This is a genomic window from Sporosarcina sp. HYO08 (assembly GCF_001563475.1).
Taxonomy (GTDB): domain Bacteria; phylum Bacillota; class Bacilli; order Bacillales_A; family Planococcaceae; genus Sporosarcina.
This window is the reverse complement of the sequence record NZ_LPUT01000028.1, coordinates 181,548-198,928: the sequence shown is the minus strand read 5'-3', so window position 1 is coordinate 198,928 and position 17,381 is coordinate 181,548. Positions and strand designations below refer to the sequence as shown.

Below are 17,381 nucleotides of genomic sequence, written 5' to 3'. Positions count from 1 at the left end.
CCCCTCCTGTCATCTCCATTTTTGATCAGTTGTGTAATGTAAAATAGTTCCAACTGCGATCCAAGTTGTGAGCAACGATGATCCTCCATAACTGATAAACGGTAACGTAACACCTGTAACAGGTAAAAGCCCGGATACAACGCCAACATTTAAAACCGTTTGAAAGATAATCATCGATCCCATACCAGCGACCATATAAAATTCACTTCTACCCTTCATACGGATCGCGATTCCAAAAGTTGCAACCATCAAAACAATAAAAACAAATAATATAAATGTCGCACCGATAAATCCTGTTTCTTCTGCAATGATCGAAAAGATAAAATCATTTTGCGGTTCGGGTAAATATAAATACTTTTGGCGACTATTGCCGTAACCATGCCCGAATAGCCCTCCCGGCGCAATCGCAAATAACGATTGAATACCCTGAAAGCCCTTTCCGAGCGGATCACTCCATGGGTCAACGTATGATTTAATACGATCCAAACGGTACGGAGCGGAAGCAATAAGCGCTATAAATGCTCCGACTCCGGATGCACCAAGAAACAAGAAAAACTTTAAAGGATAGCCTGCTATAAATAAAATGACGAACGCAGAAACAATCATAATCACAGCCGACCCCAAGTCAGGCTGTAACATGATCAGTGCCGCCGGTAAAAGGATGTATCCAAAATGACTTAGCTGAAAAACACTTTTCTTACGTGAACGATTGAAGCTGGATGCTAGTTTTCCAATGAGTGCAACTTTCACAAATTCTGCCGGCTGAATGCTAAACGGGCCAAATGCAATCCAACTTTGCGACCCATTTCGAACTGCCCCGATGCCTGGAATAAGTACAGCAACTAGCATTAAAATCGTAACATAGTAAACGACTGTCCAAATCTTCGGATTAGATGTCAAAGGGCTTTTCATCATCAGTAAAGCAATTCCCACAGACACCACCATATAAATTCCTTGTTTGACGATAAACGGAGACGAGTCAGCATAGTGAACTGCTCCCCAATAAGATCCCGCCGAATGCACAAAAACTAATCCAATGAACGACAACATAATGGCCGATCCAATAAAGGCAGCCTTTAACTTCCTTTCCAGTGACCGCATCCTTTCGCAAGTTTGCTAGTACCTGATTCGATGTCTTACAATGCCATTACTGCATTGATAAATTCATCACCACGGGCTTCAAAATTCGGATATTGATCCCAACTCGCACAAGCTGGTGAAAGTAAAACAATATCTCCTTCCGCCGTCAATGAATATGCTTTTCTCACAGCATCTTGCATACTTTCTACTTGTAAAACAGTTGAAATTCCGCATGAAGAAGCAAATTCAGCGAACTGATCTGCTGTTTCTCCAAGCGCCACAACCACTTTCACATTGTTCATGTAAGGACGTAACTCCTCAAATGACTGACCCCGATCCAAACCGCCCGCAATTAAGATTGTAGGTCTATTAAACGCGGCAAGAGCGCTTTTGGTTGCAAGTGTATTTGTTGCTTTGGAATCATTGTAAAACTTTCTTCCCATCAATTCCTTTACGAACTGCATGCGATGCCGAACACCTGTAAAAGAGCTTAGTACATTTTCAATTGCCTCATGGTCACAGCCTAGTAAAATAGCAGCTGCGGTTGCCGCCAAAATATTTTCTAAGTTATGGTCGCCAGGCAGTTTAATGATCGATCTGCTAATGAATGGACTTCCATTCCAATAGATTTGTGTTTCATCTGCCGAGATCCCCTCTTCTCTTCTGCCTTTTAAAGAGAATGGTATTTTTCTAGCTGCCATAGCATCGACGTAAGAAGTCAATTTTGGCTGATCCGCATTGTATATTAAATAATCTGTTTCAGTTTGATTGGCAGCAACTTTTGACTTCGCTGCCGCATAATCTTCTACTGTTCCATGATAGTCAAGATGCGCTTCATACAAATTCGTCCATATGGCAATTTTAGGTTTAAACTGCTCTGTCCCCATCAATTGGAACGAGGAGGCTTCAAGCACAATCGTATTTTCACTCGTCGCTTTTTTAGCTACAGCACAAGAAACTTTACCGATATTTCCGGCAATCAATGGCTTTTTCTTCCCGATATTCAACATGTGATAAAGTAATGTCGTCGTAGTTGTTTTACCATTTGAACCCGTAATCGCAATAATTGGCGCTTCGCTAATTTTATAGGTAAGCTCAATTTCAGTCCAAATCGGTATGTTTTTCCGCACGGCGTCTACAAGTACTGGATTATGATACGGAATTCCTGGGTTTTTCACAATCAGATCAAAGCCTTGTTCCAAAAGGTTGGAAGGGTGTCCTCCACAAATCACGTGAACACCCTTCTCCCCGAGTTCAGCTGCCTCTTTATTCCCTTCTTCAGGTGATGCATCATTGACTGTTACGTTCGCCCCTAAAGCGTGCAGCAATTTTGCTGCTGCAAAACCACTTTTTGCTAGGCCGAGAACGAGAATGTTTAAACCTTTAAATTGGTATACATTTTTCAATTACATCACCTCCAGAAGAATAGGTAGGATTGCTGCCAAAAATGCAATGCCCCAAAACACAATGACGATTTTCCATTCCGACCATCCTGAAAGCTCAAAATGATGGTGAATTGGACTCATCTTGAAAATCCGTTTCCCTGTTGTTTTAAAACTAATGACTTGAATAATCACTGATAGTGTCTCAACAACGTATACAATTCCGATGACGAGCAAAAGAAATTCTTGTTTGATCAGTACAGACAGCATTGCCAAAGCACCGCCAAGTGCTAGCGAGCCCGTATCCCCCATAAATACTTTTGCAGGTTTCACATTAAAGACCAAAAATCCTAGCATTGCACCCGTCACAACAAATGCAAACATTGCGATGTCATACTGACCATAGATGAGTGAGTGCACTCCAAATGCGGCAAAAGCAATTGAGGATGTACCTGCAACAAGCCCATCCAGACCATCCGATAAGTTGACGGCATTTGAAAATCCAACGAGCCAAAAAATAAGAAAGGCAACGTAAAAGACACCTAGCTCAATTGTATATTCCGTAAATGGAATGTGCACAGTTGTTTCAAATGGTCCAAGTTTTAACAAGAAAAATGCGGCAATCGCTACAATAATTTGCCCAATTAACTTTTGTAGAGATGTAAGACCCAAATTTCGCTTGAGTACAACGATGATAAAATCATCCAAAAATCCAATAATCCCAAATCCAACGAGTACAATTAGTAAAACAATCGTTTGCGTCGTAAGTACATCATATATGTACGAAAACGTAATCGTTGTCACAATGATTGAGCCAAGAAAAATGAGCCCCCCCATTGTTGGTGTTCCTGCTTTTTTCATATGGGCTTGCGGTCCTTCTTCACGGATACTTTGCCCAAATTTCATCCTTCTCAGCGTTGGGATAATGACAAGACCCAAAACCGCTGAAACAATAAACGCGACGGCAATAGCCATCAATGTCGTGACGAGTGTCATAATTTTTTCTCCTTCTACCTTTTAACAGCACCAATCATTTTCAATAACTCCTCCGCGTCCTTGCGCCTATACTTTGAAATGTACATCTCAAAATACGTGCAATTACAGAATCAAGTTAAAACTAGTGCATTTCAATATTATAATCCCCATCTACTCGGTATAGACGTGAATAACATCATCAATACTAATCAATGAATCGGGCGCAGGCAACTGATATTTTACCTGTTCGCCAGAACCATGCCATTCGATGCGGTATGTGTACAACTGCTTTCCAATTTTTCCTTTCGTCATACCCGTCAAATCAGGCACCCGATGGGTCTCTACATCTCCCCATCTATATTCTTTTTCAATTTGTCCTTGCCGTTTAGAAATGCCTGCTAACGGGGCAACTTCTTCTATAATCCGTCCGACGATTGGTGCTGCAATGACGCCTCCAAATTGCATAGAATTTTTTGGACTGTCTACCGCAACATAGACGAGCAGCTGTGGATCATCCGCCGGAGCAAATCCGATAAATGATACAATGTAATCACCATCTTTATAGGCACCATCTACTACTTTTTGTGCAGTCCCAGTTTTGCCTCCGACACGCAGTCCATCGACAAAAGCATTTCGGCCTGATCCATTGGCAACGACTGATTCCAATGCTTCTCGCACTTGCTTGGAGGCTTCCTCCCCAATAACCCGTCTTTTTTCATCGGGTTCAAAAGTTTGAATTGTCTCTCCTTTATCATTTAACAGCTCTTTTACAATGTAAGGGCGGTAAAGATGACCGCCGTTGATCGCTGCTGCGACTGCCTGCACTTGTTGAATCGGTGTCACCGAAATTCCTTGACCAAATGCTGTTGTCGCTTGTTCGACGGGACCAAAATTTTTTTCATTAAAAAGAATTCCTTTCGCCTCACCAGCAATTCCGGAACCGGTCGTCTCCCCAAAGCCAAAATCACGTATGTACTGATTTAGCTTATCCTTGCCTAATCGTTGACCCATTTCAACAAAGCCAGGGTTGCAAGAATTTTCAACGACCTCCGTGAAAGTTTGATCTTTATGACCTTCTCTTTTCCAGCAGCGCAATCTTGCATTTTCAACCATTACATAGCCCGGATCATAAAAACGCTCATTTTTCAAATCGACAAGCTTTTCTTCCAAGCTCGCAGCTAACGTTACAATTTTAAATGTAGAACCGGGTTCAAAGGTCATCCAAACCGGTAAATTCCGATTATAAATGCTCGAATCCACTTTTTTATAATCTGTAGGATGATAGGTTGGAGCAGACGCAAGCGACAGCAACTCTCCGGTCCTAGGATCCATAATAATTGCTAATGCTTGCGTAGCATCGTACTTTTCCATCGCTTGAAGCAATTCACGCTCTACAATTTCTTGCATCCGAACATCGATCGTTAATTTAACAGAAGCACCGTTTTTCCCGGTGTGAAAGCTGTCATCGACATGTGGCAGTGGAATTCCTTTTGCATCCGTATATAAACGGATTTTGTCGCCTGTTCCTTGAAGTATTTCATCATAAGCAAATTCAATACCTGCAAGTCCTTGCCCGTCATAGCCAGTAAACCCTAATAATCTGGAGAGCAATTCGCCCTTTGGGTAATGCCTGACAAAATCTACACCTGTGTACAAACCGTCTATTTTGAGTTGGGCAACCCGATCCGCTTGTTCTTTCGTAATATTTTTCCCTTCAGGCGCCAATTTAACCATATATGCTTTTTTGGACATCTTTTCTTCTAACTCGGAAGCTTTAATACCTAGAACTTCTGCAAGCGACCGAGCCGCACTTTTAATATCCTTATTTTGCGATGGCATAAAATAGAGCGTAGGGGCTAATCGATTGCCAACTACTAAATTATCATTACGATCGACAATATCACCACGGATGCCGCCGAATGGTATTTCCCTGTCCCAATTCGCTTCAGCACGGCCTTTATATAACTCATGCCGAATGATTTGGGCGTGAAATAATTTACCGATAACCGCCAAGATGAGTAGAACAAAAATAACAAACACTGCCCGCAATCTTTTTTTAGATTGCAGATTGATGTATGAGCGCAGTACAAATACACCCTCTTCTTTTTTCTACCAATTTATGAAACGCAGTGTATAGCTATTCGTTCAACCGCCAACTATGCTCTCAGCTTCGGTATTTTCTTCTTTCGGCGAATACAATTCGGAAGGCACTTGCAGTTGTATGACAACTGGCTCATGGAAGTCTAGCAACGCTCCTTTAGAAACGCTTTGGCTTGTGACGAAACCATCACCATTCAATCGTAATTCGAGTCCAGATAAATGTTTAAAAGAGCGTATCATCTTCTTGGACCATCCTGTGAAATCCGGTAAAGTTGTCATTCCATCTGTTTTTAATAAAATGAGGGAGCCAACTGTAAGTTTCGTATTTCCCGACGGATATTGACTTATGATCTTTCCGCCTTCACCAATCAGAATTGGGTTGAATCCGTCTTTCTGCAACTTTGCCATGACATCATCCGAATCTTTACTAGTATAATCTTCGATGACAGCAGTATCAACCGCTCCTTCACCATCAGGGACAATGTTTAAATATTTTAAACTGCTTTCCATAATGGGATTGAATAGTTTGGAAACCGACTCAGATCCAGATTGGCCATAATTCAGCTTCGGTTGTTGAACAATCGCATACGTAATGAGCTGAGGATCATCGGCTGGTGCCATTCCAAGGAATGAATATAAATAATTTCCGGTCCCCGATAAATACCCGCCCCCATTTGGCTTAGGGATTTCGGCGGTTCCAGTCTTTCCACCAACTGAATAGCCATTTAATGCAAATCTGCGGGCGGTTCCTTTTTCAGAAGTGACTGTTGACGCAAGAAGCTCCCTAACCATTTTTGCCGTTTCCGCGGAAATCGGCGTCCCATGTGCCTCGGGCTTTTCTTGCTGAATAACTTTCCCAGTATTTGGATCTATAATTTTATCAATCACATATGGTTTCATCATCACACCATTATTGGCAATGGCAGAAGCAGCTTGCACCATTTGAATCGGTGTCACCGTAGAACCTTGACCATATGCCGTTGTAATCCTTTCAATCGGGCGGGTATCAAGAATTTTCCCGCTCGCCTCATTCGGCAAATTAATTCCGGTCTTTTCCCCGAATCCAAATCGGCCAATATAGTCAATAAATGTTCCGTGACCCATTCTTTCTAGTAAATACGCCATCGAAACGTTAGAGGAACGCTGAAAACCTTCCAAATACGTAATCGTCCCCCACCCTGTTCTATTCACGTCCCGAATGGTGGCACCAGGCGCCTTATATTGGCCTGATTGATACCACGCATTAGAATCCCATTTTTTCTCTTCAACAGCTGCTGCAACAGTAAACATTTTCAGCGTTGAACCAGGTTCAATTGTCGTTTCAAGTGCTTCATTCAACCAGTTATCCGTAAGTCCTTCACGTGTGCCGGGATGAAAAGATGGACGTTGACTCACTGCTAAAATTTCCCCTGTTTTCGGATTTGCCACAATGACGAGCATTTTCTTCGGCGAATACTCTTTTTCGACACGGGTCATCGCTTCTTCGACAAAGTTCTGTATCGTTTTATCGATCGTTAATTGAATATCGTAACCGTCTTTGGCTGGAACAATCGCTTTTTCTGACTTGGATAAAATAACACCCCAACCGTCAGACTCAAATTCGACTTTGCCATCCTGCCCTGTCAATTCGTCATTATAGATCGCCTCAAGCCCCATTCTGCCGACCGTTGAAACGATGCCATCCTTCTGTTCTTCTCTCGTCGTAAATCCTACTAAATACGACGCAAATATCCCATTTGGATAGAATCGCTTCTTATCTTCTATTAACAGAATGCCAGGAAGTTTTTCGTCCCTCAATTTTAAAGCTGATTCATGGTTAATATCCCGTCCGGCTTTCCCAAACTCAACTTGCCATCTGTCAGCTTCTTTAAAAGATTTTAATCGGGATAAAATTTCTTCTTTCTCCATTGGAATATAATTGGACAGTACTTCGGCAGTTTTTTCAAAGTCTTGGACATGATGAGGCTTTTTGGCGCCTTTACTTGCGCTCTCACTTAATACCGCCACAAGACGATAGCTTAATGTATCGGATGCAATTAACTCGCCATTTCGATCGACAATTGTCCCTCGATCTGCTGTCAATACCGATTCTCTCGCATATTTTGCCTCAGCAAGTGCAGCCATCACCCGCCCTTCCGCCTGTCCAGTGACTTGAATAAACAACATTCTCCCTAACAACAGAAAAAAGAGCCCTCCAAACAGCAAAAACATCAGGAAGGCTCCCCATTGAAATCGAAACTTCTTTTTCATCGTCCAGGCACAACCTTCACGTTATTTTCGTTCAGATTCAAGCCGAGTTCTTTTGCTTTTTCCCATATACGTTCATATGTGGATTTTTCGCTCACTTGGATGGACAATTCCATATTCTGTTTTTTCACTTCGTTTATATCTTTAGTAATCATTTGTACTTCCCTGTTTGTTTCATTAATTTGTGCTTGCGTATGTAAGATCATCGTTGAGAAAAGGACTAATGCCGCCGAAAAAAGCATAAATAGGAACTTCTCACCGACTGAAAACAATTTTCTCTTTTTAGGACGAGTATGTGTTTGTTTACTGGGTATTGCTTGCTGTTCAACTTCTGGAACATATGCCGTCTGAAATTGTCTCTGTTCTAATGCCATCTCCTTTACCTCCTTTATTTTCTTTCGGCAATTCTTAACTTCGCGGATCGCGCCCGTTTATTATTTTCTATCTCTGTTTCACCTGGTGTGATCGGCTTTCTTGTGATCAACTTTAAAATCGGTTCCATGCCTTCTGGAATGACAGGTAAATTTGGTGGAAGTTCGGGGTATGAAGATGCTTCTTTAAAAATCGTTTTACAAAGCCGGTCCTCCAAAGAATGGAAAGTAATTACACTCATTCTTCCGCCTGGATTGAGCAAAGTAATTGCATCTGAAATGGAATCTTCGGCTGCTCCTAGCTCGTCATTCACTGCAATGCGAATCGCTTGAAATACTCTCTTTGCAGGATGTCCGCCTGTACGTCTTGCTGCAGCTGGAATGCCTGCCTTGATTAATTCCACAAGCTCTCCAGTCGTTTCAATTGGTTGTTGTTCTCTTGCTTGCTCTATTTTCCGCGCAATACTTTTAGAGAATTTTTCTTCCCCATAGCGAAAGAATATACGAACCAAATCTTCATATGACCAATGATTGACTACTTCGTAAGCAGTCAAAGACGCTTCTGTATTCATGCGCATATCAAGCGGCGCATCATGGTTGTAACTAAACCCGCGCTCCGGCGTATCTAATTGCGGAGAAGAGACACCCAAATCATAAAGAACCCCATCGACTGAAGATACCCCAAGCTTTGCCAACTCAGATTTTAAATGCCTAAAATTCGAGTGGACAAATGTCACTTTAGACAAATGGTCTTTTAATCGTTCTTTTGCCACTTCAATCGCCGTTAAATCTTGGTCAAAACAGATCAGTCGGCCTTCTGGTGACAGTTGCTCCACAATTTCTTTACTATGACCCGCCCCACCGAGCGTACAATCAACGTAAATACCGTCGTTTTTAATGTTTAAGCCTTCGACAGCTTCATGAAGCAATACAGTTGTATGGTTGAACAATTAAACCGCCCACTTTCAAAAATCTGATTCACCTTGGTGTTATTGTGTGTCAAATGACAAACTTCATTCCTGCGTTTGAAATCGCTTTACCTTCTTGTAAAGCTTTAAAAATCGAAATCAATGATGTTTTCTGCGATCTCATTAAATGATTGCTCGGACTCCTGATAGTAGTCCTCCCAAAGGGCTTTGGACCATATTTCGATCCGTCCGGAAACGCCAAGAATGACACAATCTTTTTCTACTTTCGCATAGTGTAAGAGTGAAGATGGAATATTGATCCGACCTTGTTTATCCAGTTCAACTTCAGTCGCTCCGGAGAAGAAAAACCGTGTAAAAGCACGGGCATCTTTTTTCGTAACAGGTAACGCCTTCAATTTTTCCTCTAGTCGCTTCCATTCTTCCATCGGATAGCCGAAGAGACAGTTGTCCAATCCACGGGTCAAAACAAAGCCATCTCCTAGATGTTCCCGAAATTTCGAGGGGACAATTAGGCGACCTTTTGTATCAACAGTATGCTGATATTCACCCATGAACATACTCTTCACCCCACTATATGAAATTAATGTACCACATCCCCCCACATTCCTCCACCCATTTCCGATCATTTTATGAATATCGTTTAAAATTGTGTAAATAGTACTTGTTTCATTGAGATTATTCGATTAAAAAATGAAAAAACACTTATGCAAATAGAAATACATTTGCATAAGTGTTTTATCTTTAGACGTTGCTCATAAATAAACAACTTTATGTGTTCCATCCATTTCAAAAGGCAGCCCCAACAAATCTTTGATCAATTCGGGACCGTAGTCATTTAAGTAAGCGTAAGGCGTATATATGCGCTCTTGCAGCGAGCCATTTGGATTCAATTCGCCTTCTAACAAATTATATGTACGAAAAACAGGATCGTACTTTAATAACGTCGCTTCTTCCGCTTTGTCTCTTAAATAATTCAGCTGATTTTTATGAACGGCGACGTTTTTCTGCAAAAGCTCGGTAGTCAAAAGCATTTTCTGCTGCTTAACAAGCTGCTGGAGTTTTTCATATTGTTCGATTAAAAGCTGTTCTGTTTCATCAACAAGCTGGTCTAATTGATCATTTCTTAACTCCCCAATTAGCTTTTCACGTTCATCTTTTATTTTCCCTAAAAGAACATCCTCCACCGTTAACGATTTTTCAGTCAGCACATGCTTCACTTGCGGTGTAACAAGCGTCATGGATATTCTAGGTGCAATGATCGGCATTTTCATATCTAAATGATGGAAGGCATCTTTTAATATTGCCCAATAAGCAATTTCTCCAGGCCCCCCGACAAACGCTAACACAGGAAATACCATTTCTTGCATAAGCGGCCTTGTCGCCACATTATTGCTTAATAGCCATGGCTTTCGTTCAGCTATTTGCAACAACTCTTCTCTCGTAAATCGGATCCCGGCGCTTTCATTAACAAAGTCTCCCTGCTCTCTCGTTAATAACACTCGGCCCGTTTCATGTATATAAAATAAGTGAGCAGCGTTTTCTGCTGATTGGATCGGCGCGTTAAATCCCTCTTGCACAAACTGTTCTTCTTTCTTCGCAATCAGGGTAGCAATCGGTTCTGCCTCATTGATCAATCGACAAAAATAATTACTTTCAAGTAAACGCAGCGGTTTAAAATTAGCGTCAATCAATAGTAAACCTTCCGACTGGAACAAATGATTCATTAATCGCACAAAAAAGTTTGTAAAAGTCTTCTCTTGCTCAACCGCATCTAACACTTCATGTAATAAGTTTTTTGTATGAGCTGTTTCTCCAAAATTGCCAAATATGCTTTTCACAAAAGAAGCCATTTGTACTTGATCATACACGGTATCTGATGCAGTCAGCTTCATAACATATCTCTCATAATATTGATTTTTAACGGCCCTGCCATTTGTTTCTGTGTAAACGTGGTTAATCTCATTCAAATCATGATCTTCCCCAGCAACCCAGAACACCGGTATTACTGGTACACCTAACTCTATTCGCTGTTTTCTAGCAAGGAGGATGACCGTAATAGCCTTATGTACGGAATACATAGGACCTGTTAAAACACCAGCCTGTTGACCGCCAATAACGACAACGCCGTTATCCGCCAGTTCATCGATATGCCGCTGTGCATGTGTCGAAATGCCAAATGGCGTCATAAAACGTTGGATCGTTTCGGCAAGCTGCTGTCTTTGAATTGTACGTTTTTCGAGCTCCTGCAACCTATTCACATAAGAATCGTCAGAATAAGGATAATCGAAAAATTTTTGTAGAAATTGTTGATCATTGTTATAAGATAGCATTACTTCGTTTTTTTCTTGTAATGCCAATGTTTCCAATTCCATTATTCCCTGCCCCTTTGCCCCTTAAAGTATGACACGAGTATAACACTTCACCCGGAGTGTTTGAAAAGCAAAAGCTCATCCTCAAGCTAATCAAGTAACATATTCCATTACTTTCAATACGATTCCAACTAACAAAAGCATGCTGTAAGCAGCGCATAAAATAAGAAAATATAACCGCCATGCCCTTTTTAGCAGTCGGAATAGATGAAATTCTTTCTTTCGAATCCTTTCTAAGATGATCATCATAATTGCGATCACAATCGCAATCATGATGATATAAATGCCAACCCCTTCATCGAAAATGAGCCAAACTGCAATATATACAGCTAAAAATAAAAAAGGCGTCGTCAAATCCGCAGCTTGACCTATTACCACAGCCGGCGCCTTTCCTCTCTTTCTCATAATGAGTAAAAATAGAACTGTCACCAAAAACGGGAAGAAAATCAGCGTTCCCAAAATAATTGAGATGACCGAATTCATAAACTCTCCCCTTTCTGATTGATCGCATACAGCATTTGTTCAAATGTCTGCAAAATCGGCAGCTGCTTTCCTTGATCATTTGCCCTTTCAATGACGGCAGACACGATTGTGTCAATTTCCATTTGGCGCCCTGCCAATCGATCAACTAACATCGAAGATTGGTTTCTTGCCGTGTTGCGACAAACCGCCACGACATCCTCATAGGAAAGGTCTGATGCCATTTTAGGAAACGCACCTATTAGCTCTTCGTATAAGTTTTGGAAAAGGGTTAAGCAGTATGGATTTTCGATCAGGTCGCCATTTTCAACACCCAAAATGGCTGTCAATGGATTGATCATACAATTGATCAATACTTTACGCATTAAGATCCGCTCTGCGTTTTCTTTAAAGAGTATCGGAAACTGGGCTGACGCCGCTTGTCCAATAAGAGTGAATAACTGATCATTTCCTTTTTCAGCAGCTATTGCAATCATTCCAACACCATTATGGGAAACTGTCCAATCATTCATCCTTTTTGCACCATGTTCAACAGTCGCAAACGCAACATGACACAACCCAGTTTCTCGTATTAAGGGCACATGACCAATACCGTTTTGCAAAAATAATATGGGATTCTTGTTATTTACTTTTCCCATTGATTTTAGCAAGCTTTGCAGGTGGGCATATTTCACAGCAACGATCCATAATGCCGAGGCGGGCAGTTTTGACAGTTCTGTAGATGCGTCTGCCGGAACAATAGTTTCTGAATGATCCTGGTTCACACGGCATACTCCATTTTCTCGAATAAGCCTCGCCTGCTCTTCCCTGCGGACATAAAAAGTCACGTGAAAGCCCGCTTCAGATAAATAGGACCCTACCAATAGCCCAATCGATCCCGCCCCCGCAATAACAATGTCCATCCCAGATCCATCCTTCCTCCTAATGGAAAAGGCCTCCCTCTTAAATAAGGCGGCCTTTTTTCTTTCATTATACAGGATAGACAGGATGTTTTCTTGGTGGTAATGGAACTTCTTTTGTTGAATAGAGACGAATTCGATCAGCAAGAACTTTTCTTAAGTCGGAAGGTTTTACAATTTCATCGATAATAAGCTCCGAAGCCAACTTATAAATATCGATTTCCTCTTTATACTCTCGATGTTTTTCCTGCACAAAGGCAATTCGTTCTTTCGGATCTTCAATCGCTTCAATTTTATTGGAATAGACTGCGTTGACTGCAGCTTCCGGTCCCATAACAGCAATTTGTGCGGTCGGCAGGGCAATGCATACATCCGGCTCAAATGCCGGGCCTGCCATCGCATATAGTCCTGCTCCATATGCTTTTCTTACAATGACTGAAATCTTTGGGACAGTAGCAGAACTCATCGCCATAATGAGCTTTGCCCCATGGCGTATAATTCCAGCCCGTTCCACTTTCGTACCAATCATAAATCCTGGCACATCTGCAAGGAATAAAAGCGGGATAGAAAAGGCATCACATAAATTGATAAACTTTGTCATTTTATCAGCAGAGTCAACGAAAAGCACTCCACCTTTTACCTTCGGCTGATTGGCAATGATTCCAACGGACTGTCCTTCAATCCGAGCCAATCCCGTAATTACTTCAGACGCAAAAAGTTTTTTGATTTCAAAAAAACTGCCTTCATCAATCAGTCCGTCAATTGCTTCGTACATATCAAATGGAGCATTTTGATTTTCAGGAATAATCGCTTCCAAACTTCTTCCCGCTTTTGCCGGGAGCGTTTCAGTTATTTGCGGTTTTTCCGTATAGTTGGCCGGGAAATAACTTAAGTAGCGTCGCGCCTCTATGATTGCCTGCTCCTCGCTTTCTGCTAGCACATCTCCGCAGCCACTTACTGAACAATGCATCCGCGCACCGCCCATTTCCTCAAGCGTTACTTTTTCGCCAATTACTTTTTCCGCCATCCGCGGTGAACCTAAATACATGGAGGCGTTCCCCTCGACCATGATGACGATATCGCAAAACGCCGGGATATAGGCACCACCCGCCGCAGACGGGCCAAAAAGTAAACAAATCTGCGGGATCAATCCTGAAAGCTTCACCTGGTTATGAAAAATTCTCCCCGCCCCCCTGCGGTTCGGAAACATATCCAATTGGTCAGTTATGCGCGCACCTGCTGAATCGACTAGGTAGAGCATTGGCACACGTTGTTTCTCCGCAATTTCTTGAATACGAATAATTTTTTCAACGGTACGCGCCCCCCAAGACCCTGCTTTGACCGTTGAATCATTCGCCATCACACAGACTGTTTGGCCATTCACTTTCCCCATAGCCGTCACGACGCCATCCGCTGGTAAATCTTCAGCTTCACAATTCGCAAATCGGCCGTCTTCTGTATATTCTCCTTCATCAAATAGCAACTTCAAACGATCTCTTACAAATAACTTTTTTTGCTCTTTTAACTTTTCATGGTATTTTGAGTGTCCGCCAGCAAATATATTGGACAATTTCTTGTCTAGTTTTTCATTATAGTTTGTCACACCCATTCCCCTTCCGTCCATTCTCCCCGTCTTCCCTTACGATTCAATTGTCAGCAGCGTATCTTCTTCATTGACGAAATCGCCAACTTGGACATTGATTGCGGAAACTTTTCCAGCAATGTCTGCCTCAATAGGAATTTCCATTTTCATCGATTCAAGCACTAATACGACTTGCCCTACGGACACTTCTTCCCCAACCGCCACATTGACTGTAAAAACTGTTCCTGCCATCGTTGATTTCACTGCCGCCATTTATATTTCCCCCTTCGCCGTTAACTGAAAATGATTTAATACGTTCGTTGTATACTTTCCTGAAATGAATTCATCTGTTTGAATGAATTGATTAAAAAATGGGACATTCGTTTTAATCCCTTCTACTTTTACATTTGTCAGGAATTCCCGCGATTTGTCAATCGCCTCTTCCCTTGTTGAAGCATAGACAATTACCTTCGCGATCAATGGATCATAAAAAGGAGTGACTCTTCCTCCTTCGACGTAGCCCGAATCGATCCGCACATCATCTAACTGCCCCCAGTCCAATCGTTGAATGATGCCCGGAGAAGGTAAAAACTTCACTGGATCTTCGGCGTAAATACGGTATTCAATCGCATGACCGTTGACCCCCATCTTCGACTGATCTGATTCAGGCAACTGATTTCCTTTCGCGACTTCAATTTGCCATTCTACTAAATCATACCCCATCACTTTTTCAGTAACGGGATGCTCAACTTGTAATCTTGTATTCATTTCTAAGAAGTAAAACTCATCATTTTCATCTACGATAAATTCAACAGTTCCTGCATTTTTGTAGTTGACGGCTTTCGCGGCCCGCACCGCCGCTTCATGCAGACGTCCGCGCACATCGTCCGCTAAGCGTGGTGATGGCGCTTCTTCAATCACTTTCTGATTACGTCTTTGAACGGAGCAATTCCGCTCGTGTAAATGAACAATATTCCCATAATGATCACCAAAGATCTGTACTTCAATATGTCGAGCGTCCGCAATAAACTTTTCAAGGAAGACGACATCATCACCGAAATAAGCTTTCGCCCTCGCTTTAACAGAATTAAAATGTTGACTGAGCGCTTGTTCATTTTCACAGCGCACCATGCCAATGCCACCTCCACCCGCGCTCGCTTTTAACATGAGCGGGTAGCCAATTGACGGGGCGCTTTGAAGTGCTTCTTCCAAAGTGCCGACCCCTTTATCTGTTCCCGGAATAACAGGCACCCCAGCCTGTTGCATCGTCACGCGTGAACCGATCTTATCCCCCATTTTTTCGATCGTCGCTGCATCTGGCCCGATAAATCGAATACCTGCCTTTTCTATCTTCCTCACAAAGTCAGCTTTTTCGGATAGTAAACCATAGCCAGGGTGAATTGCATCAGCGCCGGTTTGGACTGCAAGCTGCACAATGTCATCCGCCTTCAAGTATGATTCTTTTACAGGTGCATTCCCAAGTAAAAATGCTTCATCAGCTTCCTTGACGAATGGCATGTCACGGTCTGCTTCCGAATAAACGGCAACTGTTGCAATGCCAAGCCTTTTACACGTTTTTATAATTCTAAGAGCGATTTCCCCCCGGTTCGCAATTAGGATCTTTTTCAGAACAATCCCCCCTCAAAACGAATGAATGTGAACATCGTGCTCCTTTTAGTTTATACGATACTTGTAAACGTTTTCAACCTTTGACTGAAAAATTAATCTTTTCAATAGATTTCTATAACAATCAGCGAGTGACTGTCATCGATTCCCTAAAACACCTCATTTTCCGGATAAAAATAGATCGACTGCATCGTGATGGGCTTTGCTTTCCCATAGTAGTGAGCATTGCCTTGCTTCTTCCAGCATGCGATCACGCATGAAGTCAGCCGTCCACTTTCGTAAAGCGATCGTTTTATAGGCACGGTGAACAGATGGATGAATCTTCACCATTTTTGCAAGAAACTGCTCCAAACCTTCATTTGCATCACCTTCAAAAATTTCAGTTGCCCAGCCAACTTCCAATAATTGTTCGGCATTTAATACCTCAGCCTCTGAAAGCATACGAAAAACACGATCATGTTTTCCATCTTTTTCAAAAAGAAGCGTTGCGCCGCCCCAGCCAGTTGTAATGGCTAGTGTCCCTTGCACGAATCCCGCTTTTACTGTTGAAGAGACAATCCGATAATCGCATGCGATGGCAATTTCACAGCCGCCCCCTACCGCTGCGCCGTTAACAAGGGCAATGACAGGCATCGGTAAAGTAGCTAGACGGTAAAGTAAGCCTGCCATTTTACTTAACATCGGGACCGCTTCGTCGGCCGTTCGCAAACGATGAAATTCGGATAAGTCTCCTCCTGAACAAAATGCCCGATCCCCTGCACCCGTAATGACCGTATAGGCGATCGATGGATTGTTTTCAACTTGTTCTAAAAAACGTTCTAGACCTTCCATCACTTCCCCATTAATGGCATTGCGCACTTCCGGACGATCGATGGTAAACTTTGCAACATCATTTTCAATTTGAATTCGATAAGCCATATCCATTCCACCTTAATCATTAACTTTTATTCAGTGTAACTAAAATAATTTCAAGTTTCAGCAAATATGAACAACTGCATCTCATCAATATATACAAATGAGCGCTAAAATACCGATAAATTTCATGGCACCACTCACTTAGTACGGGTCACTGATATTTCTAAACGCAAAAAGGCTATCATGAGCCATGGTCTCATGATAGCCTTTTAAGAGCTAGTACTCTTCGTGTAAGCGAAACGTATTATTCGCCTGCAACGTCTTTTCCTTTGTAATGACCGCAAGATTTGCACACGCGGTGAGCCAATTTCATTTCTCCACAGTTATCGCAAGTTGTCATACCTGGAACTTGTAGCTTGAAATGTGTACGGCGTTTGTCTCTTGCTGTTTTGGATGTTCTTCTTTTTGGTACAGCCATTGAAGGCA

Annotated in this window: 16 protein-coding genes; all 16 read right to left on the bottom strand. The window is 42.1% G+C overall.

The genetic code is table 11. The features are described 5' to 3' along the window. Positions 1-9 precede the first annotated feature (9 nt). The 16 genes from ftsW to rpmF all read right to left on the bottom strand — a co-directional run bounded on the left by ftsW (position 10) and on the right by rpmF (position 17,373). Positions 10-1,101 (bottom strand): putative lipid II flippase FtsW, encoded by a 1,092-nt coding sequence (ftsW, locus tag AU377_RS12355; protein WP_067408070.1) that lies wholly within the window; start codon positions 1,099-1,101, stop codon positions 10-12. Positions 1,102-1,136: 35 nt separating this feature from the next. Then, positions 1,137-2,486 (bottom strand): UDP-N-acetylmuramoyl-L-alanine--D-glutamate ligase, encoded by a 1,350-nt coding sequence (gene murD / locus AU377_RS12350; protein ID WP_067408069.1) that lies wholly within the window; start codon positions 2,484-2,486, stop codon positions 1,137-1,139. After that, on the bottom strand, positions 2,487-3,458 hold the full coding sequence (gene mraY / locus AU377_RS12345) for a phospho-N-acetylmuramoyl-pentapeptide-transferase (RefSeq protein WP_067408068.1): 972 nt from the start codon (positions 3,456-3,458) through the stop codon (positions 2,487-2,489). Between the two features lie 150 nt (positions 3,459-3,608). Continuing rightward, positions 3,609-5,522, bottom strand: coding sequence for a penicillin-binding transpeptidase domain-containing protein (locus AU377_RS12340; protein ID WP_067408067.1), 1,914 nt, complete (start codon positions 5,520-5,522; stop codon positions 3,609-3,611). Between the two features lie 60 nt (positions 5,523-5,582). Continuing rightward, positions 5,583-7,703: a penicillin-binding protein gene (locus AU377_RS12335; RefSeq protein ID WP_253724482.1), complete on the bottom strand. Its 2,121-nt coding sequence runs from the start codon at positions 7,701-7,703 to the stop codon at positions 5,583-5,585. A gap of 80 nt (positions 7,704-7,783) precedes the next feature. Next, positions 7,784-8,158: a cell division protein FtsL gene (gene ftsL, locus AU377_RS12330; RefSeq protein ID WP_067408065.1), complete on the bottom strand. Its 375-nt coding sequence runs from the start codon at positions 8,156-8,158 to the stop codon at positions 7,784-7,786. Between the two features lie 14 nt (positions 8,159-8,172). Further along, a complete protein-coding gene (gene rsmH / locus AU377_RS12325) occupies positions 8,173-9,105 on the bottom strand; it encodes a 16S rRNA (cytosine(1402)-N(4))-methyltransferase RsmH (protein ID WP_067408064.1) in 933 nt (310 codons plus the stop codon). A gap of 104 nt (positions 9,106-9,209) precedes the next feature. Beyond that, a complete protein-coding gene (gene mraZ / locus AU377_RS12320) occupies positions 9,210-9,641 on the bottom strand; it encodes a division/cell wall cluster transcriptional repressor MraZ (RefSeq protein WP_067408063.1) in 432 nt (143 codons plus the stop codon). A 195-nt stretch (positions 9,642-9,836) separates the two neighbouring features. Beyond that, complete coding sequence (gene bshC / locus AU377_RS12315) at positions 9,837-11,456, bottom strand: bacillithiol biosynthesis cysteine-adding enzyme BshC (RefSeq protein WP_067408062.1); 1,620 nt, start codon at positions 11,454-11,456, stop codon at positions 9,837-9,839. Between the two features lie 90 nt (positions 11,457-11,546). Beyond that, positions 11,547-11,936 carry a DUF3397 family protein gene (locus tag AU377_RS12310; RefSeq protein ID WP_067408061.1) on the bottom strand — a complete coding sequence of 130 codons (390 nt, stop codon included), beginning with the start codon at positions 11,934-11,936 and terminating at the stop codon, positions 11,547-11,549. Continuing rightward, entirely contained in the window at positions 11,933-12,835 is a 903-nt protein-coding gene (locus tag AU377_RS12305) for a ketopantoate reductase family protein (RefSeq protein ID WP_067408060.1), read from the bottom strand. The genes AU377_RS12310 and AU377_RS12305 overlap by 4 nt, the downstream gene beginning before the upstream one ends. Positions 12,836-12,902: 67 nt before the next feature. Further along, on the bottom strand, positions 12,903-14,441 hold the full coding sequence (locus AU377_RS12300; protein ID WP_067408266.1) for an acyl-CoA carboxylase subunit beta: 1,539 nt from the start codon (positions 14,439-14,441) through the stop codon (positions 12,903-12,905). 30 nt (positions 14,442-14,471) lie between these two features. Continuing rightward, the gene (locus tag AU377_RS12295) at positions 14,472-14,687 is read right to left on the bottom strand and encodes a biotin/lipoyl-containing protein (protein WP_067408059.1); all 216 of its coding nucleotides are present in this window, start codon (positions 14,685-14,687) and stop codon (positions 14,472-14,474) included. Beyond that, positions 14,688-16,043: an acetyl/propionyl/methylcrotonyl-CoA carboxylase subunit alpha gene (locus tag AU377_RS12290; protein WP_067408058.1), complete on the bottom strand. Its 1,356-nt coding sequence runs from the start codon at positions 16,041-16,043 to the stop codon at positions 14,688-14,690. A 156-nt stretch (positions 16,044-16,199) separates the two neighbouring features. Continuing rightward, the gene (locus tag AU377_RS12285) at positions 16,200-16,958 is read right to left on the bottom strand and encodes an enoyl-CoA hydratase/isomerase family protein (protein WP_067408057.1); all 759 of its coding nucleotides are present in this window, start codon (positions 16,956-16,958) and stop codon (positions 16,200-16,202) included. Positions 16,959-17,199: 241 nt separating this feature from the next. Next, a complete protein-coding gene (gene rpmF, locus AU377_RS12280) occupies positions 17,200-17,373 on the bottom strand; it encodes a 50S ribosomal protein L32 (protein WP_067408056.1) in 174 nt (57 codons plus the stop codon). Between the last annotated feature and the right edge of the window lie 8 nt (positions 17,374-17,381).